At 57.2% G+C, this 16265-nt stretch carries 18 protein-coding genes; 14 read left to right on the top strand and 4 right to left on the bottom strand.

Annotated elements, in window-relative coordinates:
* The first annotated feature begins 173 nt into the window (after nt 1–173).
* Nucleotides 174–2207 carry a glycoside hydrolase family 3 N-terminal domain-containing protein gene (locus KGP21_RS03240; protein WP_223537208.1) on the top strand — a complete coding sequence of 678 codons (2034 nt, stop codon included), beginning with the start codon at nt 174–176 and terminating at the stop codon, nt 2205–2207.
* Nucleotides 2208–2399: 192 nt separating this feature from the next.
* Here KGP21_RS03240 and KGP21_RS03235 read toward each other — a convergent pair whose 3' ends face one another.
* Nucleotides 2400–2924: an NAD(P)H-dependent oxidoreductase gene (locus tag KGP21_RS03235; protein WP_059199567.1), complete on the bottom strand. Its 525-nt coding sequence runs from the start codon at nt 2922–2924 to the stop codon at nt 2400–2402.
* A gap of 104 nt (nt 2925–3028) precedes the next feature.
* On the opposite strand from KGP21_RS03235, the gene KGP21_RS03230 reads away from it, so the two are divergent.
* The 3 genes from KGP21_RS03230 (at nt 3029) to nrdG (ending at nt 7108) form a co-directional block, all read left to right on the top strand.
* Nucleotides 3029–3916, top strand: a complete 888-nt coding sequence (locus KGP21_RS03230) for a LysR family transcriptional regulator (RefSeq protein ID WP_037376526.1) — start codon at nt 3029–3031, stop codon at nt 3914–3916.
* A gap of 311 nt (nt 3917–4227) precedes the next feature.
* Nucleotides 4228–6366: an anaerobic ribonucleoside-triphosphate reductase gene (gene nrdD / locus KGP21_RS03225; protein ID WP_021807484.1), complete on the top strand. Its 2139-nt coding sequence runs from the start codon at nt 4228–4230 to the stop codon at nt 6364–6366.
* Between the two features lie 277 nt (nt 6367–6643).
* Complete coding sequence (nrdG, locus tag KGP21_RS03220; RefSeq protein WP_021807485.1) at nt 6644–7108, top strand: anaerobic ribonucleoside-triphosphate reductase-activating protein; 465 nt, start codon at nt 6644–6646, stop codon at nt 7106–7108.
* Here nrdG and KGP21_RS03215 read toward each other — a convergent pair.
* Both KGP21_RS03215 and KGP21_RS03210 read right to left on the bottom strand, forming a co-directional pair.
* On the bottom strand, nt 7105–7380 hold the full coding sequence (locus tag KGP21_RS03215) for a type II toxin-antitoxin system RelE/ParE family toxin (RefSeq protein WP_059199563.1): 276 nt from the start codon (nt 7378–7380) through the stop codon (nt 7105–7107). The genes nrdG and KGP21_RS03215 overlap by 4 nt on opposite strands.
* 8 nt (nt 7381–7388) lie before the next feature.
* A complete protein-coding gene (locus KGP21_RS03210) occupies nt 7389–7676 on the bottom strand; it encodes a type II toxin-antitoxin system RelB/DinJ family antitoxin (protein WP_021179086.1) in 288 nt (95 codons plus the stop codon).
* Nucleotides 7677–7973: 297 nt separating this feature from the next.
* On the opposite strand from KGP21_RS03210, the gene phnF reads away from it, so the two are divergent.
* Genes phnF through phnP form a run of 10 tightly spaced genes read left to right on the top strand, consistent with a single transcriptional unit; the run spans nt 7974 to nt 15620 of the window.
* Nucleotides 7974–8702 (top strand): phosphonate metabolism transcriptional regulator PhnF, encoded by a 729-nt coding sequence (phnF, locus tag KGP21_RS03205; protein WP_223498790.1) that lies wholly within the window; start codon nt 7974–7976, stop codon nt 8700–8702.
* Nucleotides 8703–9146, top strand: a complete 444-nt coding sequence (gene phnG, locus KGP21_RS03200; RefSeq protein ID WP_179248704.1) for a phosphonate C-P lyase system protein PhnG — start codon at nt 8703–8705, stop codon at nt 9144–9146.
* A gap of 3 nt (nt 9147–9149) precedes the next feature.
* Nucleotides 9150–9731, top strand: coding sequence for a phosphonate C-P lyase system protein PhnH (gene phnH / locus KGP21_RS03195; RefSeq protein WP_021807489.1), 582 nt, complete (start codon nt 9150–9152; stop codon nt 9729–9731).
* Nucleotides 9731–10816, top strand: a complete 1086-nt coding sequence (locus tag KGP21_RS03190) for a carbon-phosphorus lyase complex subunit PhnI (RefSeq protein ID WP_094981873.1) — start codon at nt 9731–9733, stop codon at nt 10814–10816. Before phnH ends, KGP21_RS03190 begins: the two co-directional genes overlap by 1 nt.
* Nucleotides 10809–11660 carry an alpha-D-ribose 1-methylphosphonate 5-phosphate C-P-lyase PhnJ gene (locus KGP21_RS03185; protein WP_059199559.1) on the top strand — a complete coding sequence of 284 codons (852 nt, stop codon included), beginning with the start codon at nt 10809–10811 and terminating at the stop codon, nt 11658–11660. Before KGP21_RS03190 ends, KGP21_RS03185 begins: the two co-directional genes overlap by 8 nt.
* On the top strand, nt 11660–12448 hold the full coding sequence (gene phnK / locus KGP21_RS03180; RefSeq protein ID WP_223537206.1) for a phosphonate C-P lyase system protein PhnK: 789 nt from the start codon (nt 11660–11662) through the stop codon (nt 12446–12448). The genes KGP21_RS03185 and phnK overlap by 1 nt, the downstream gene beginning before the upstream one ends.
* Before the next feature lie 13 nt (nt 12449–12461).
* Nucleotides 12462–13166, top strand: a complete 705-nt coding sequence (gene phnL, locus KGP21_RS03175; RefSeq protein WP_021807493.1) for a phosphonate C-P lyase system protein PhnL — start codon at nt 12462–12464, stop codon at nt 13164–13166.
* Complete coding sequence (gene phnM / locus KGP21_RS03170; RefSeq protein ID WP_115159481.1) at nt 13163–14299, top strand: alpha-D-ribose 1-methylphosphonate 5-triphosphate diphosphatase; 1137 nt, start codon at nt 13163–13165, stop codon at nt 14297–14299. Before phnL ends, phnM begins: the two co-directional genes overlap by 4 nt.
* Nucleotides 14299–14853 carry a ribose 1,5-bisphosphokinase gene (gene phnN / locus KGP21_RS03165; RefSeq protein ID WP_223537202.1) on the top strand — a complete coding sequence of 185 codons (555 nt, stop codon included), beginning with the start codon at nt 14299–14301 and terminating at the stop codon, nt 14851–14853. Before phnM ends, phnN begins: the two co-directional genes overlap by 1 nt.
* 17 nt (nt 14854–14870) lie before the next feature.
* Nucleotides 14871–15620, top strand: coding sequence for a phosphonate metabolism protein PhnP (phnP, locus tag KGP21_RS03160; protein ID WP_059199557.1), 750 nt, complete (start codon nt 14871–14873; stop codon nt 15618–15620).
* Here phnP and KGP21_RS03155 read toward each other — a convergent pair.
* Nucleotides 15615–16250 carry an NAD(P)H-binding protein gene (locus KGP21_RS03155; RefSeq protein ID WP_223498788.1) on the bottom strand — a complete coding sequence of 212 codons (636 nt, stop codon included), beginning with the start codon at nt 16248–16250 and terminating at the stop codon, nt 15615–15617. The genes phnP and KGP21_RS03155 overlap by 6 nt on opposite strands.
* Between the last annotated feature and the right edge of the window lie 15 nt (nt 16251–16265).

Raw genomic sequence — 16265 nt, 5'->3', positions numbered from 1 at the left:
AAGGATATCCCAAATTGTAAATAGATTTATTTCACGCTGTAAAAAAAACATGCAATAATAGGTTAAATTCAGATAAAAACATAACTACATAATAAATATAAGCATTTTAATTAAACCACCAGACTGATTTTTCCCATCGGCCTTTTTACCTCTCGTGAAATGGAGCACTCTTTATGACCATCAAAAGGAAGTCGATATTTATAGTCAGTGGTTTATTAGCCGCCGGATTGACCGGCTGTGACAATAATGACACCCAGATTACTCCGAGTAATCAGGCGGAGCTGGAGAGCAGAAATATTCCCACGCTTACCGTCGACGGGCTGAAGTTTAAAGATCTGAATAAAAACGGCCAGCTAGACCCTTATGAAGACTGGCGTCTTGATAGCGCCACCCGCGCCCGGGATCTGACCGCCCGCATGAACGTGGAAGAAAAAGCCGGTGCCATGATGCACGGTACCATCGGCCTCGATGGTGCTGGCCGCGTCGATATCAGCGCCGCCGAAGAAGACGTGAACCAACGCTTCGTCAACACCTTCATTACCCGCATGGCGGGCGATCCACAGCATATTTCCGCCGATAACAATGCGCTGCAGGAAATGGCCGAGAAGTCTCGCCTCGGTATTCCAGTGACCATCAGTACCGACCCACGCAACCACTTCGTTAACGATCCGAATGCCACCAGCGTCGCGGCAGGCAGTTTCTCACAATGGCCAGAGCCGCTCGGCCTGGCGGCAATCGATGATACGGCACTGTCCAAAACCTTTGGTGATATCGCCCGTCAGGAGTATCGGGCCGTTGGGATCCATATGGCGTTATCACCGCAGGCCGACCTTGCCACCGAACCGCGCTGGGGCCGCATCAACGGTACCTTCGGCGAGGATAACCAGCTCGCCAAACGCCAGGTGCAAGCCTATATCGAAGGCTTCCAGCATGGTGACAAAGGCCTGACCCAAGACAGCGTCATCACCGTAGTAAAACACTTTGCCGGTGGCGGTCCACAGCTTGGCGGGTTGGATCCGCACAATATCTTTGGCAAAGAGCAGGTCTATCCGGGCGATAATCTGGAATACCACCTTGTACCGTTCGAAGGGGCATTTGCCGCCAATGTGGCCTCGGTGATGCCCTATTACGGTCAACCGATCAACCTGTGGTACAAGGATCAGCTGATTGAAGAAGTGGGCTTTGGCTTTAACAAGCAGGTGTTGACCGAGATGCTGCGTGGCCGCTTTGGCTTCACCGGCGTAGTGCTGAGTGACTGGGGCATCCTGGAAAGCTGCGAAGGTAAATGCGCCACCGGCATCAGCGATGCCGACATCGCCGCCGGAGTCTCGCCTTGGGCTGCCGGGATCGGCATGTCGTGGGGCGTTGAGAATCTCACCCGCCAGGAACGCGTAGTGAAAGCGGTGGAAGCCGGGATCGATCAGTTCGGCGGTACCAGCGATCCTAGCGATCTGATAGAAGCCATCAACCAGCAACAGCTGCCGATCGCCGCCATCGATGCTTCCGTCACACGTATTTTGCAGCAGAAGTTTGAGCTGGGGCTGTTTGAGAAACCTTACGTGGACGAAGCCAAAGCGGTGAAAATCGTCGGTAACGCCGAATTCCAACAACAGGGGGATGACGCACAGCGCCGTGCGCAGATCCTGTTGCAGAATAATAATTCCCTGCTGCCATTGGCGCTGAGCGGCAAGAAGGTGTTCCTGCATAACGTCAACGCTACCGTGGCGGCACGCTATGGATTGGAAGTCGTCGCTACGCCGGAAGAGGCGGAGATCGCCATCCTGCGAGTCGATACGCCGCATCAGAACGATCCGCACTACCCGTTTGGCGTTTCGGTCAACTTTGGTCAGCTGGGCTTTGACGATGCCGAAACCGTGGTGCTGGATCAGAAAGCTGGCACTTACAGCGGCAGTGAAGACTATAGACTGATCAAACAGGTGAAGGCGCTCAACCTGCCAACGGTGATTTCCGTTTACCTCGATCGTCCGGCGATCCTGACCAACATCGTGGATAAAACCGACGTACTGCTGGCCAACTTTGGCGCCTCCGATGAGGCGGTGCTGGATGTGATCACCGGCAAGAGCAAGGCACAGGGTAAGTTACCGTTTGAGCTGCCATCCAACTGGCAGGCGGTGCTGGATCAGAAAGAGGACGTGGCGCACGATTCTGTCGATCCTCTGTTCCCAATCGGCGCGGGTATTCTGTAATACGGCCCTCACCCCAACCCTCTCCCAAAGGGAGAGGGAGCTGATAGCCCCTGCTCGTTTGGTAGTAAAGCGATAACCTCAGCAAACACGCTCGATCGGTCCCCTCCCACAGGGAGACGGGTTATCAAACAGTTGCCACACTTAACACCGAGCAGCAAACTTCGGTGTTAAGTGTTCAGGATGTCCCCGAACTCAAAAACTTTTCACCAGCTTCACTACGTCCGCCGCTTCCTCTGCCAGCTTCTCATCGCTCATATCAAATACGCCCTGCACCAGATGCGGCGGCAAATAATCCATGCCGGTCAGGTTGGCAACGGCGTTAAACGGCCGCAGCAGGTCTGCTACCGGATAGCGGTTATACCCTGCCGGTGAATAGGCCTGCGCGTTGCCCCCGGTGCTGACCACCAATTGCAAAGGCTTACCCTGCAGTTGGGTGCCTTCGCTGCCATAGGCGAAACCGTGGGTTAATACCGCATCCTGCCATTCGCTGAGGATCGCCGGTGAGCTGTACCAATAAAACGGAAACAGCATCACTACCACATCGTGCGCTTGCAGCAGTTCCTGCTCGCGGGCCACATCAATCTGGTAGTCCGGGTAAACGCGCATCAGTTCATGCACGGTGACGTTAGGTAAAGGACGCAGCGCCTCGATCAGCGCCTTATTGATGCGGGATTCGTCGGGGAAACGGTGGGCGGCCAACACTAAAATACGCGACATGGGGAAATCCTTGTTTATCGAAAGTAAGCCATTTTTTCATTTCCTCCGTTTCCGGTGTAGTCTGTAAACAGTCACATTAACTTCAACCTAAAGTATCAACCACTATGTCGCTGCCCATTGACGTGCACCGCCTGTTACCGGCGTTTCTCAGCGCTGCTCAAACAGAGAACTTCTCCGCCGCTGCACGCCAGTTGGGCGTGACGCCAGCGGCGATCAGCAAGAATATCCGCGTGCTGGAAGAGAAGCTGGCGCTGCGGCTGTTCCAACGTAACACTCACAGCGTGGTGCTGACTGACGAAGGCAAAGCCCTGCTGGAACAGGTAGCACCGCTATGGCAAGCGCTGACCGCCACGTTAGAGCTGGCAGGAGGCACACAACTCCCCCCCGCCGGTAGCGTGCGCGTCAGCATGATCCCAGGCTTTGGCCGCCAGGTACTGATGCCGCTGATCCCTGAGTTTTTACAACGCTACCCGATGATCGATCTGGATCTGTCACTGGATGCACGCGTGGTGAACCTGGTCGGTGAAGGTTTTGATGTGGGCATCGGCAGCCAGGTCGATCCCGATAGCCGGCTGGTAGCACGCCCGCTCTACCCGATGCAGATGCTATTGGTCGCTGCCCCCGGTTACCTTGCCCAACATGGCACACCGCAGGTGCCGGAAGATCTGCTGCAACATAGCTGCCTGCTGCACCGCAATCCGGCCACCGGGCGTAATGTAAAGTGGCCTCTGGCACACAAAACGCTGGATTTGCATGGCCGCCTGACGGCCAGCAGCCCGGAGATGTTGCTAGATTCCGCGCTGGCCGGGCTGGGCATTGCTTGCCTATCGCGCTGGTATGTGGAACAGCACTTTGCCCAGGGAACATTGCTACCGGTGCTGCCAGATCACTGGCCTAAACCCACGCAAATCTGGCTTTACTATGCCTCGGCAGATCTGCCGCCACGGGTGCGCGTCTGGGTCGATTTTTTACTGGCGCATTTTCGCCGCTAATCGGCATGATGCGATCGCAATCACGCTTTAACGATCTTTCAGATAATCGACATTTTCCATTCAAGCCGCTGATAGCAAGGGTTACAAATATTCCTGTAACGGGTAACTGTACAGCGTTCAAACTGCTCCCCCCATTCTTTGACCCATGTCAAAAAAAGCGGCACCACACCCATATATAGTGCCCCTAGAGATTCAATCACCTATATGTAGTAGTTATCCACAATATCATCCACACCCTCCGCAGCCCTTGCGCCCTGCGGTTTTGCCCTGTGGATAAGCCGACGCTCCCCCATGGGGACAGGAGTTACAACGTGAAACCAGTAGTGATTAAACGGGACGGTTGCCAGGTATCTTTTGACGAGATGCTGATCAAGCAGGCCATCGAGCGGGCCGCTTTGGCCGCTGAAGTTGTCGATGCCGACTACTGTGCTACCGTCGCCCGCGTGGTCGCTCAACAGATGGAAAACCGACCGCGAGTCGATATCCACGAAATCCAGCAGGCGGTAGAAAACCAGCTGATGTCTGGCCCGTATAAGCAACTGGCACGTACCTACATCGAATATCGCCACGATCGTGACGTCTCGCGTGAGCTGCGAGGGCGGCTGAATCAGGAAATTCGTGGTCTGGTGGAACAAAGCAACGTTGCGCTGCTCAATGAGAACGCCAATAAAGACAGCAAGGTGATCCCTACCCAGCGCGATCTGTTGGCCGGTATCGTCGCCAAGCACTACGCCAAACAGCATATCCTACCGCGCGATGTGGTGCTGGCGCATGAGCGCGGCGAAATCCACTATCACGATCTCGACTACTCACCGTTCTTCCCGATGTTCAACTGTATGCTGATCGATCTGAAAGGCATGCTGACCAACGGCTTCAAGATGGGTAACGCCGAGATCGAGCCGCCGAAGTCGATCTCCACCGCCACCGCCGTAACCGCGCAGATCATCGCTCAGGTTGCCAGCCATATTTATGGCGGCACTACCATCAACCGCATCGATGAGATCCTGGCCCCCTTCGTTACCGAGAGCTTCCACAAGCATCAGCAGGTAGCGCAGCAGTGGCAGATCACAGACGTGGCAGGCTATGCGATGACCCGCACCGAGAAAGAGTGTTACGACGCCTTCCAGTCGCTGGAATATGAAGTCAACACTCTGCATACCGCCAACGGCCAGACGCCGTTTGTCACCTTCGGTTTCGGTTTGGGTACCAGTTGGGAATCGCGCATGATCCAGCAGTCGATCCTGAAAAATCGTATCGCCGGGCTGGGAAAAAACCGTAAAACCGCCGTGTTCCCGAAACTGGTCTTCGCCATCCGCGACGGCCTGAACCACAAGTTTGGTGACGCCAACTACGACATCAAACAGCTGGCGCTGGAATGTGCCAGTAAACGCATGTATCCGGACATTCTCAATTACGATCAGGTGGTCAAGGTCACCGGTTCGTTTAAAACGCCGATGGGTTGCCGCAGTTTCCTCGGCACCTATGAAGAAAACGGCGAGCAAATCCACGATGGCCGCAACAATATCGGCGTGATCAGCCTGAACCTGCCACGTATAGCTCTGGAAGCCCAGGGTAACGAAGACCGCTTCTGGCAGTTGCTGGATGAGCGCCTGCTGCTGGCCAAGAAAGCCCTGATGACCCGCATTGCCCGCCTGGAAGGTATCAAGGCCCGCGTGGCACCGATCCTGTATATGGAAGGAGCCTGCGGCGTGCGGTTGAAAGCCGACGACAATATTGCGGAGATCTTCAAGAACGGTCGCGCATCGATTTCGCTGGGCTACATCGGCGTGCATGAAACCATCAACGCGCTGTTTGGCGCAGAAAAACACGTCTACGACGACGAGCAACTGCGCGCCAAAGCCATTGCCATCGTTGAGCGCCTGAAAAACGCCACCGAAAGCTGGAAAGAAGAAACCGGCTACGGCTTCAGCCTGTACAGCACGCCAAGTGAGAACCTGTGCGATCGCTTCTGCCGCCTGGATACCAGCGAGTTTGGCGTGGTCGCCGGGGTGACTGACAAGGGTTATTACACCAATAGTTTCCACCTCGACGTGGAGAAAAAGGTTAATCCGTACGACAAGCTGGACTTCGAGGCGCCGTATCCACCTTTGGCCAACGGCGGTTTTATCTGTTACGGCGAATACCCGAACCTGCAACACAACCTGAAGGCGCTGGAGGACGTGTGGGATTACAGCTACACCCGCGTGCCTTATTACGGCACCAACACGCCGATCGATGAGTGCTACGAGTGTGGCTACACCGGTGAGTTCTCCTGTACCAGCAAGGGCTTCACCTGCCCGAAATGTGGCAACCATGACTCGGCAAAAGTGTCGGTGACCCGCCGCGTATGTGGCTATCTGGGCAGCCCGGATGCCCGGCCGTTCAACGCCGGTAAGCAGGAAGAAGTGAAACGCCGGGTGAAACATCTGGGCAACGGGCAGATCGGTTAATTTCAGCCAGCGGCCCCTCACCCTAACCCTCTCCCACAGGGAGAGGGGACCGAATGTGCCACTCTTAACGACAGCATTCGTCCTCAACATAGTCTAGCTACAGATTAACTTCCGCATCTAAGCACAACATCAGGCCAGTTCCCTCTTACTAAAGGAGAGGCTTGAGATGAGTGGATGCGTCACAGGTGACTTCCATACCTGACCACCGCACCGGGCCAGCTCCCTCTCCCTATGGGAGAGGGTTGGGGTGAGGGGCCATATAAAAGAACGCAACATTATGAATTTTCACCAGTATTATCCTATCGACGTGGTCAACGGCCCCGGCACCCGCTGTACGCTGTTTGTCGCAGGCTGCGTGCACCAATGCCCCGGTTGCTATAACAAAAGCACCTGGCGGCTGAACTCTGGCCTGCCGTTTACCCAGCAGATGGAAGATCAGGTCATAGCCGATCTCAACGACACGCGTATTCCACGCCAAGGGTTGTCGCTGTCCGGTGGTGATCCGCTGCACCCGGCCAACGTCGCCGCCGTATTGCAGTTGGTCAAGCGAGTACACGCCGAATGCCCCGGCAAAGATATCTGGCTGTGGACCGGCTATAAGCTGGATGAACTGGATAGCGAGCAGATGCAGATCGTTGATCGGATTAACGTGTTGATAGACGGCAAGTTTGTGCAGGATTTAAAAGACCCGGCGCTGATCTGGCGCGGCAGCGCTAATCAGGTGGTGCATAAGCTGCGTTAATTGGGGAATTTTTCACGCTGATGGGCGACGGCTAAAACCTTTATCACCTCATCCAAAATGACATAAATCAGCAATAGGGAGGCTTTACTGATCACCAGTTTGCGAGCTTCCCCATACCAAGGCCTGCCCATTTCTGGGTTTTCTAGCAGAGACTCAACGGCAAGTTCAATCTCATCATCAACTTGTTCCGCGGCCAATGAATTGAGTGGATAAAGAAATTCAAAAATGCGTTCCCGATCTTGCAACGCAACGTCGTCCCATTCGATGCGCATAATAATCCTTATTTGGTTGCGTATTTCGCCCTGACTTTGGCTTTAAAGTCGCTCATTCTCTCCTCAGCTTGCCGCTGGGTAAGATAAACAGCCTCTCCTTCATGCAAACGGGCAAAGGCTGCATCAACCTTATCTTTCAACCAGTTTTCGTGTTCTTCAGCAGCACGTTGATCGTCCGCCATTTGTTGCGCTAAACGCCGACAGGCTTCACTTAAGGTCGTCCCTTTCGCTTCAGCAGCTTTCTGTGCCAACAGTTTAGTTTCATTTTCAATGCGAAACTGGATACGGCTTTCCATCTTCAAAACTCCTACATACTCCGTATTCAACATCCATAAACGTTAGCACGTTTGTGACAACAAAATAAGCCTTGTTGGTGTTTTTTTACTCAACCCAGCAAGTCAGCATCCACTCTTTACATTAATCTAAGCCATCATCTCCCTGTCCCAAATTGTTCATCAGTTCGCCACCTGCGCGTCACCTGATTGTCATCTGCCCCCGGCAACATTAGCCCAACTTTGTTACCGAGTGCCGATCATGAATTCTGTCGCCGCTTTTTCGCTTTCTCCCCCAACCGAAGTGCCGAGGTATTGGCTATGACGCACTTATCTAGACATCCGACCAGTTACCCTACCCGATATCAACAGATTGCCGCCCAACTGGAGCAGGAACTGTGCAGCCAATACCGTTGCGGAGATTATCTACCTTCAGAACAACAGCTTGCCGAACGTTTTGAGGTCAATCGCCACACGCTGCGCCGCGCCGTAGACGAGCTGGTAGAGCGCGGTTGGCTGCAGCGCCGCCACGGCATCGGCATTCTGGTATTGCTACACCCGTATAACTATCCGCTGCACGCCAACACCCGCTTCAGCCAGAACCTGTTCGAGCAGGGCAGTCACCCCACCAGTGAGCGCTTACTCGCTGTTTTACGCCCGTGTAATGGGCATATCGCCAGCGCGCTCAACCGCGAAGAGGGGGAAACGATTATCCACTTACGCACCCTGCGCCGAGTGAACGGCGTTCCCCTCAGCGTGATCGACCACTATCTGCCCGATCTGGACTGGTGGCCCGCACTGCAACAGTTCCACAGCGGCTCGCTGCATGAGTTTATCCAACAACAGATCCACCAGCCGCTGACCCGCCGCCAGACCCGCATCAGCGCACGGCGTGCCCAGGCCAAAGAGAGCCGCCTGCTGGAGATAGCAACCCATGCCCCTTTGCTATGCGTGCGCACCCTAAATACCTGTATCGGCAGCGATTTGGTGGCGGAATACTCCGTCAGCCTGGCGCGCGCCGACATGATCGAACTGACGATGGAGCACTGAATGCAATCCTTACAGCAGAGACAACGCTGGATGTCGGTCCTGGCGCATAGCCAACCCGCCCAGTTGCGCAGCCACTGGCAGGCGCTGAACCTCAACCCAAGCTACCAGCGCCTGCGCGCCCCTGAGATTGGCCTGACACAGCTGCTAGGGCGGATGGGAGCGACCGGCCGCCGCTTTGTACTGGGCGACATGACCGTCACCCGTGCCGTGGTGCAGTTGGAAAACGGTGGCCAGGGCTACAGCTACATAACCGGGCGTGACAAGGAACATGCCGAACTCTGTGCGCTGATCGACGCCCTGCTACAACAACCCGCCAACCATGAATTGCTACAGCTTCAGCTGATTGAGCCCCTGGCCGCACTGCAGCAGGAGCAGCGCCAACTGCGCGCCCGTGCCGTAGCAGCCAGCCGGGTAGACTTCTTTACGCTGGTGCGAGGGGATTAAGCCATGACGTTATTAGCCGGTTTTGACCAGCCGATTGAGCAATCCCAGTCTGCTTTCCGTTTGATTTTAAAGGCGTTGAGTGAGCCTGGCGTGATTGTTGAACTGCCAAATTGCCCGGCATGGGGTGCGCTGAATGCCGCCAGCACTGCCGTGATACTGACGCTGGCAGATCAGGAAACCCCGCTCCAGCTCTGTGCCGACCTTAAAAGTGAGCAAGTGCTAACTAACATTCGTTTTCATACCGGTGCTCCGCTGGCGACCCGGCAGGAAGATATCCATCTGGCGGTATGGGATGACCAATTACGGCCTGCCGAGCTGAGCGCATTACCCCACGGCAATGAAGTCTCACCGGAGTTCGGTGCCACGCTGGTGGTACAGGTTACCGCATTGGCAGGCAGCCACACACTGCGCCTTTCCGGCCCCGGTATTGAAAAAAAACGGGAAATTGCCCCGCCGTTGCCAGCTGCCCTACGGGCTTATCTACTCGAACGGCCTCAGCGCTTCCCGCTAGGTCTGGACATTATCTTGACCTGCGGTGAGCGTCTGATGGCGCTGCCAAGAACCACCCGCGTGGAGGAGTGCTGATGTACGTTGCGGTGAAAGGGGGCGAAAAGGCCATCGAGGCTGCCCATCAACTACAGGAAAATCTGCGCCGGGGTGACGAAGCTGTCCCAGCACTTAGCGCGGAGCAAATCGGTGAACAGCTTGGCTTGGCGGTTGACCGGGTGATGACGGAGGGCGGTATTTACGATCGCCAACTGGCCGCGTTAGCGATAAAACAGGCCAGTGGCGACCTGGTAGAGGCTATTTTCCTGCTGCGTGCCTATCGCACTACTCTGCCGCGCCTGGCCGTCAGCGAACCGCTAGCTAGCGAGAACATGCGGTTGGAGCGGCGCATCTCAGCGGTTTACAAAGACTTGCCCGGTGGCCAGGTGCTTGGCCCGACCTACGACTATACCCACCGCCTGCTGGATTTTGCGCTGTTGGCCAACGGTGAAACACCTCCGGCACCACAGGCCGATGAGCCACTACCAGAGAACTGCGCCCACGTGTTCGACCTTCTCAACCAGCAACGGCTGGCGCTGGCAGAAGAGGATGACGGCAGCACTCCGGACGATATTACCCGTAACCCGCCGGTTTACCCCTGCTCCCGCTCGGCGCGCTTACAGCAGCTAGTGCGTGGCGATGAGGGCTTTCTGCTGGCATTAAGCTATTCCACCCAACGCGGCTATGGCCGTAACCATCCGTTCGCCGGAGAGATCCGCAGCGGTTACGTTACCGTCGAGATCGTGCCGGAAGAGTTGGGTTTCGCCGTCGATATCGGCGAGATCCTGCTGACCGAATGCGAGATGGTGAACGGCTTTGTCGACCCGCAGGACCGGCCACCGCACTTTACCCGTGGCTATGGGCTGGTATTTGGCCGCTCGGAACGTAAAGCCATGGCGATGGCGCTGGTGGATCGCGCCCTGCAAACCGCCGAGTACGGCGAGGACGTGGCAGGCCCGGCGCAGGACGAAGAGTTTGTGCTGGCGCACGCCGATAACGTGGAGGCCGCCGGTTTTGTCTCCCACCTCAAGCTGCCGCACTACGTCGATTTCCAGGCCGAACTGGAGCTGCTCAAACGCCTGCAGCAGGAATTTGCCGCCCTTCAGGAGACCCGCCATGAGTGAAGTATTGACCGGCTATAACCTCGGTTATCTGGATGAACAAACCAAGCGTATGATCCGCCGCGCCATCCTCAAAGCGGTGGCGATCCCCGGCTATCAGGTGCCGTTTGGTGGCCGTGAGATGCCGATGCCTTATGGCTGGGGCACCGGCGGCATTCAGATCACCGCCAGCATCATTGGCCGCACCGACGTGCTGAAGGTCATCGACCAGGGTGCTGACGACACCACCAACGCGGTCTCCATCCGCCGCTTCTTCCAGCGAGTAGCCGGTGTTGCTACCACTGAGCGTACGCCAGAAGCCACGCTGATCCAGACCCGCCACCGTATTCCGGAAACACCCTTACAGGCGGATCAAATCCTGATTTATCAGGTGCCCATCCCGGAGCCGCTGCGCTTTATCGAACCGCGCGAGACCGAAACGCGCAAGATGCACGCGCTGGAAGAGTACGGCGTGATGCAGGTGAAGCTGTATGAAGATATCGCCCGCTACGGCCATATCGCCACCACCTATGCCTATCCGGTGAAGGTTAACGATCGCTATGTGATGGACCCATCACCGATCCCTAAATTCGATAATCCGAAGATGCACATGATGCCCGCGTTGCAACTGTTCGGCGCCGGGCGTGAAAAACGCATCTACGCCCTGCCGCCGTTTACCAAGGTGGAAAGCCTGGACTTTGACGACCATCCGTTCAGCGTACAGCAGTGGGAAGAACCTTGCGCCCTGTGCGGCTCGCGCCACAGCTATCTGGATGAGGTGGTGCTCGACGACCAGGGCAACCGGATGTTCGTCTGCTCAGACACCGATTTCTGCCAGCAACAACTCAACCAAGAGGTACCGCACTGATGACTTCCGCTCCATTGAGTGCCACGCCGTTGCTGACGGTCGACAACCTCACCCACCTTTACGCGCCGGGCAAGGGTTTCAGCAACGTGTCATTCGATATCTATCCTGGTGAAGTACTGGGCATCGTCGGCGAATCCGGCTCGGGTAAAACCACGTTGCTCAAGTCGATCTCCGCCCGGCTGGCCCCACAACAGGGGCAGATCCTCTACCGCCCACAACCGGGGCAACAACAGGATCTGTACGCCATGGCAGAAAGCGATCGCCGCCGCCTGCTGCGCACCGACTGGGGCGTGGTCCATCAGCATCCGCTCGACGGTCTGCGGCCACAGGTGTCTGCCGGTGGCAACATCGGTGAGCGCCTGATGGCTATCGGCCAGCGTCATTACGGTGATATTCGCCAGCAGGCTAAACGATGGCTGGAAGACGTGGAGATCCCGGTTTCTCGTCTGGATGACCTGCCCACCACCTTCTCCGGCGGTATGCAGCAGCGTTTGCAGATCGCCCGCAATCTGGTGACCCACCCCAAGCTGGTGTTTATGGATGAGCCGACCGGCGGGCTGGACGTTTCCGTGCAGGCGCGCCTACTGGATCTGCTGCGCAATCTGGTGGTGGAAATGCAGCTGGCGGCGGTGATCGTCACTCACGATCTGGGGGTTGCACGCCTGCTGGCCCACCGTTTGCTGGTGATGAAGGAAGGTGAAGTGGTGGAAAGCGGTCTGACCGATCGGGTGCTGGACGACCCGCACCATCCATACACCCAACTGCTGGTCTCTTCGGTTCTGTCGTAACGTAGGTGAGATAATGACAATTAAAATCCGGGTTGAACACCTGAGTAAAACCTTTGTCCTGCACCAACAGCACGGCACCCGCCTGCCGGTGTTGCAGGATGCCAACCTGACCGTCAGCAGCGGCGAATGCGTGGTGCTGCATGGCCACTCCGGCAGTGGGAAATCCACCCTGCTGCGCTCGCTGTATGCCAACTATCTGCCAGACAGCGGCAAGATCTGGATCCATCACCAAAACGACTGGCTGGAGCTGGTTCAGGCCGAGGCTCGTCAGATCCTGGCGGTGCGCCGCCACACCATCGGCTGGGTCAGCCAGTTTCTACGGGTGATACCCCGCATCAGCGCGCTGGAAGTGGTGATGCAGCCGTTGCTGGAATCCGGCGTTGAGCGTAGCGAATGCCGTGAACGTGCCGAAGCCCTACTTAACCAGCTCAACGTGCCGCAGCGCCTATGGCAGTTGGCCCCTTCGACCTTTTCCGGTGGTGAGCAACAGCGGGTGAATATCGCCCGTGGCTTTATCAAGGATTACCCCATTCTGCTGCTGGACGAGCCGACCGCCTCCCTCGACAGCCGCAATAGCGCGGCGGTGGTGAACCTGATCGAACAGGCCAAACAGCGTGGCGCTGCCATCGTCGGTATTTTCCACGACGCAGGCACCCGTCAGCAGGTGGCAGACCGTTTACATACCATGCAGGCCCCACAGGTTCTGGAGACGCCATGATTATCAATAACGTCAAGCTGGTGCTGGAACACCAGATCGTTGCAGGTTCACTGGAAATGACCGACGGCGTGATCCGCAGCTTTGCCGATACCCCAAGCCAGTTACCGCAGGCGCTGGATGGCGAAGGCGGCTGGTTGCTACCCGGGTTGATTGAGCTGCATACCGACAATCTGGACAAGTTTTTCACCCCGCGCCCCAACGTGGACTGGCCAGCGCATTCGGCCATGAGCAGCCACGACGCGCTGATGGTCGCCAACGGCATCACCACGGTGCTGGATGCGGTGGCGATCGGTGACGTGCGCGACGGCGGGCACCGGCTGGAAAACCTGCAAAAAATGATCGACGCGGTGATCTACAGCCAGCGAGCCGGAGTGAACCGGGCCGAACACCGCCTGCACCTGCGCTGCGAGTTACCCCATAGCAGTACCCTGCCGCTGTTCGAACAACTGATGGATAAACCAGGCGTGTCTTTGGTGTCGCTGATGGACCATTCGCCGGGCCAGCGCCAGTTCGCCTCACGGGAGAAATATCGTGAATACTACCAGGGCAAATATCACCTCAATGACCAGCAGATGAGCGAGTTCGAGATAGAGCAGATGAGCCTGTCCGAACGCTGGGCCACACCGAACCGCGAGGCGATCGCCGCCCACTGCCGGGCGCGTAATATCGCCCTGGCCAGCCACGACGATGCCACCGCCGAACACGTCAGCGAATCCAGTGCGCTGGGCAGCGTGATTGCCGAATTCCCGACCACCGAAGCGGCAGCCCGGGCCTCACATCAGCAAGGTTTGCAGGTGCTGATGGGCGCACCGAATATCGTGCGCGGGGGTTCACACTCCGGCAATGTGGCGGCTCATCATCTGGCGGCCCTTGGCGTGCTCGATATTCTCTCTTCCGATTATTACCCTGCCAGCCTGTTGGATGCGGCGTTTCGTCTGGCAAACGACGATCGCAACGCTTTCAGCCTGCCGCAGGCGGTACAGTTGATCACCCGCAACCCGGCACGAGCGTTAGGTTTGCAGGATCGTGGCCTGATCGCTGAGGGGCTGCGCGCAGATCTGGTATTGGCCAGGCCGCACGGCGAGCATATCTACGTGCAAAACGTCTGGCGTCAGGGCAAACAGGTGTTCTGATGGCTTATCTCATCTATCTGATGGGCCCGTCTGGGGCAGGCAAGGACAGCCTGCTCGAGCGGCTGCGGGCAGCCACCGGTGCCGGGCCGCTGGTGGCGCACCGTTACATCACCCGCCCGGCCAATGCTGGCTGCGAGAACCATATCGCCTTGAGCGAACAGGAGTTTCTGCGCCGCCGTGCCAAGGGGTTATTCGCCCTGGACTGGCAGGCGCATGAGCACCGATACGCCTTTGGTATTGAGGTCGATCTGTGGCTATTGCAAGGGATCGACGTGGTGGTCAACGGATCCCGCGCTCATTTGCCACAGGCGCTGCAACGCTATGGCGCTCAACTGTTGCCGGTCTGTCTGCAAGTTTCCCGGACGGTGCTGCGCCAAAGGTTGGAACAACGCGGGCGGGAGAACGCGATACAGATCGAGCAACGGCTGGCGCGGGCGGCCGACTATCAGCAGACTCTGCCGGTTGGCTGCCACCTGCTGGATAACAACGGCGATCTCGGACATACCCTCGACGCACTGCTGGCCTTAACCACCGGGCAGCCTGCAATACAGTAAGAAAAGAGGAAACCAACATGCAACTGACCTTTCTTGGTACCGGCGGCGCTCAGCAGGTGCCCGCCTTTGGCTGCGAATGCCTAGTGTGCCAACGGGCGCGGCGTGAACCAGCATTTCGGCGGCGAGCGTGCAGCGCGATGATCACATTTCAAGGGGAAACAACGTTACTGGATGCGGGATTGAGCTCATTGGAAAGGCGTTTTGCGGCGGGGGAAATTCAACGTTTTTTACTGACACATTACCACATGGATCACGTTCAGGGGTTATTTCCTTTGCGCTGGGGGTGCGGAAATGCGATCCCGGTCTACGGCCCAGCCGATGAGCAAGGCTGTGACGACCTGTTCAAACACCCCGGTATTCTGGCGTTCCAACCCCCGTTGCCCCCCTTTGAAACGGTTAAACTAGGCGGGCTGCACATCACGCCGTTACCGTTGATCCATTCCAAACTCACCCACGGCTATCTGATCCAGGCCGCAGGCAAAGCCCTGGCCTATCTGACCGACACCGTCGGCCTGCCGCCAGAAACCACACGCTACCTGCAACAGGTCACTCTCGATTTACTGGTGTTGGATTGCAGCCTGCCGCCGCAGCCACAGACACCGCGTAATCACAACGATCTGCCCCGCGCGCAGGAGATCCAGCAACGCTTGCAGCCGCGGCGTACGCTGCTGACGCACATCAGCCATCACCTCGATTTGTGGTTGATGACCAACGAACTGCCGCCAGGCATGGAGCTGGCATTCGATAATCTGTGCGTTGAGCTATAAACGGTGCGAGCAGTGCAACTGGTCGGATTCTAAAATCTTGACGCCGCTGCCAGGGCTGAAGGCCTGTGTCAGCAGCGTTTGCGCCACATCTTTGGCAGCAACGCCCTTCCATTTGCCAGGCAGCAGGCCGAACAACGGTTGACTGAGCCGTTCCAGCAAACGCGGTTCAGCACGGGAACCGAACAACATTGAAGGACGTACCAACGTCAGGCGCGGCCAGTTCTGCTCACGCAGCGCCTGCTCCATCTGCCCTTTGGTGCGGTTGTACAGAAATAAGGATTTCGAGTTGGCCCCAATTGCGCTCACCACCAGGCAATGCTGCGCGCCGAGGCGCTGCCCGGTAAGGGCCGTTTCAACCACCAACTGATAGTCGACATGGCGGAATGCCTCTGCGCTCCCGGCCTGACTGCGCGTGGTGCCCAGGCAGCAGAATACCTCATCCACCGGCTGTGCCAGTTGCGTCAACAACTCGTGCAGATCGCCCCCGACCGGATTGTGCAATTTGGCGTGTGGTGGCAACGCCTTACGCGTGGGAGCAATGACCGAAGTGACCTGCCTATCTGCCAACAACAGACGCAGCAGTTCACTTCCCACCAGCCCGCTGGCGCCTGTGATCAGTACCCGTGCCATATGTTTTCCTCCTCA

This window comes from Serratia sp. JSRIV004 (genome assembly GCF_019968705.1).
GTDB lineage: Bacteria > Pseudomonadota > Gammaproteobacteria > Enterobacterales > Enterobacteriaceae > Chania > Chania fonticola_B.
The sequence above is the reverse complement of the archived record's forward strand: the minus strand, read 5'-3'. Positions and strand labels throughout refer to the sequence as shown.

What these genes read in the sequence shown, in the direction of transcription:
- KGP21_RS03240 (WP_223537208.1), top strand. Translation starts at nt 174, where the DNA reads ATGACCATCAAAAGGAAGTCGATATTTATAGTCAGTGGTTTATTAGCC.
- KGP21_RS03235 (WP_059199567.1), bottom strand. Translation starts at nt 2,924, where the DNA reads ATGTCGCGTATTTTAGTGTTGGCCGCCCACCGTTTCCCCGACGAATCC.
- KGP21_RS03230 (WP_037376526.1), top strand. Translation starts at nt 3,029, where the DNA reads ATGTCGCTGCCCATTGACGTGCACCGCCTGTTACCGGCGTTTCTCAGC.
- nrdG (WP_021807485.1), top strand. Translation starts at nt 6,644, where the DNA reads ATGAATTTTCACCAGTATTATCCTATCGACGTGGTCAACGGCCCCGGC.
- KGP21_RS03215 (WP_059199563.1), bottom strand. Translation starts at nt 7,380, where the DNA reads ATGCGCATCGAATGGGACGACGTTGCGTTGCAAGATCGGGAACGCATT.
- KGP21_RS03210 (WP_021179086.1), bottom strand. Translation starts at nt 7,676, where the DNA reads ATGGAAAGCCGTATCCAGTTTCGCATTGAAAATGAAACTAAACTGTTG.
- phnF (WP_223498790.1), top strand. Translation starts at nt 7,974, where the DNA reads ATGACGCACTTATCTAGACATCCGACCAGTTACCCTACCCGATATCAA.
- phnG (WP_179248704.1), top strand. Translation starts at nt 8,703, where the DNA reads ATGCAATCCTTACAGCAGAGACAACGCTGGATGTCGGTCCTGGCGCAT.
- phnH (WP_021807489.1), top strand. Translation starts at nt 9,150, where the DNA reads ATGACGTTATTAGCCGGTTTTGACCAGCCGATTGAGCAATCCCAGTCT.
- KGP21_RS03190 (WP_094981873.1), top strand. Translation starts at nt 9,731, where the DNA reads ATGTACGTTGCGGTGAAAGGGGGCGAAAAGGCCATCGAGGCTGCCCAT.
- KGP21_RS03185 (WP_059199559.1), top strand. Translation starts at nt 10,809, where the DNA reads ATGAGTGAAGTATTGACCGGCTATAACCTCGGTTATCTGGATGAACAA.
- phnK (WP_223537206.1), top strand. Translation starts at nt 11,660, where the DNA reads ATGACTTCCGCTCCATTGAGTGCCACGCCGTTGCTGACGGTCGACAAC.
- phnL (WP_021807493.1), top strand. Translation starts at nt 12,462, where the DNA reads ATGACAATTAAAATCCGGGTTGAACACCTGAGTAAAACCTTTGTCCTG.
- phnM (WP_115159481.1), top strand. Translation starts at nt 13,163, where the DNA reads ATGATTATCAATAACGTCAAGCTGGTGCTGGAACACCAGATCGTTGCA.
- phnN (WP_223537202.1), top strand. Translation starts at nt 14,299, where the DNA reads ATGGCTTATCTCATCTATCTGATGGGCCCGTCTGGGGCAGGCAAGGAC.
- phnP (WP_059199557.1), top strand. Translation starts at nt 14,871, where the DNA reads ATGCAACTGACCTTTCTTGGTACCGGCGGCGCTCAGCAGGTGCCCGCC.
- KGP21_RS03155 (WP_223498788.1), bottom strand. Translation starts at nt 16,250, where the DNA reads ATGGCACGGGTACTGATCACAGGCGCCAGCGGGCTGGTGGGAAGTGAA.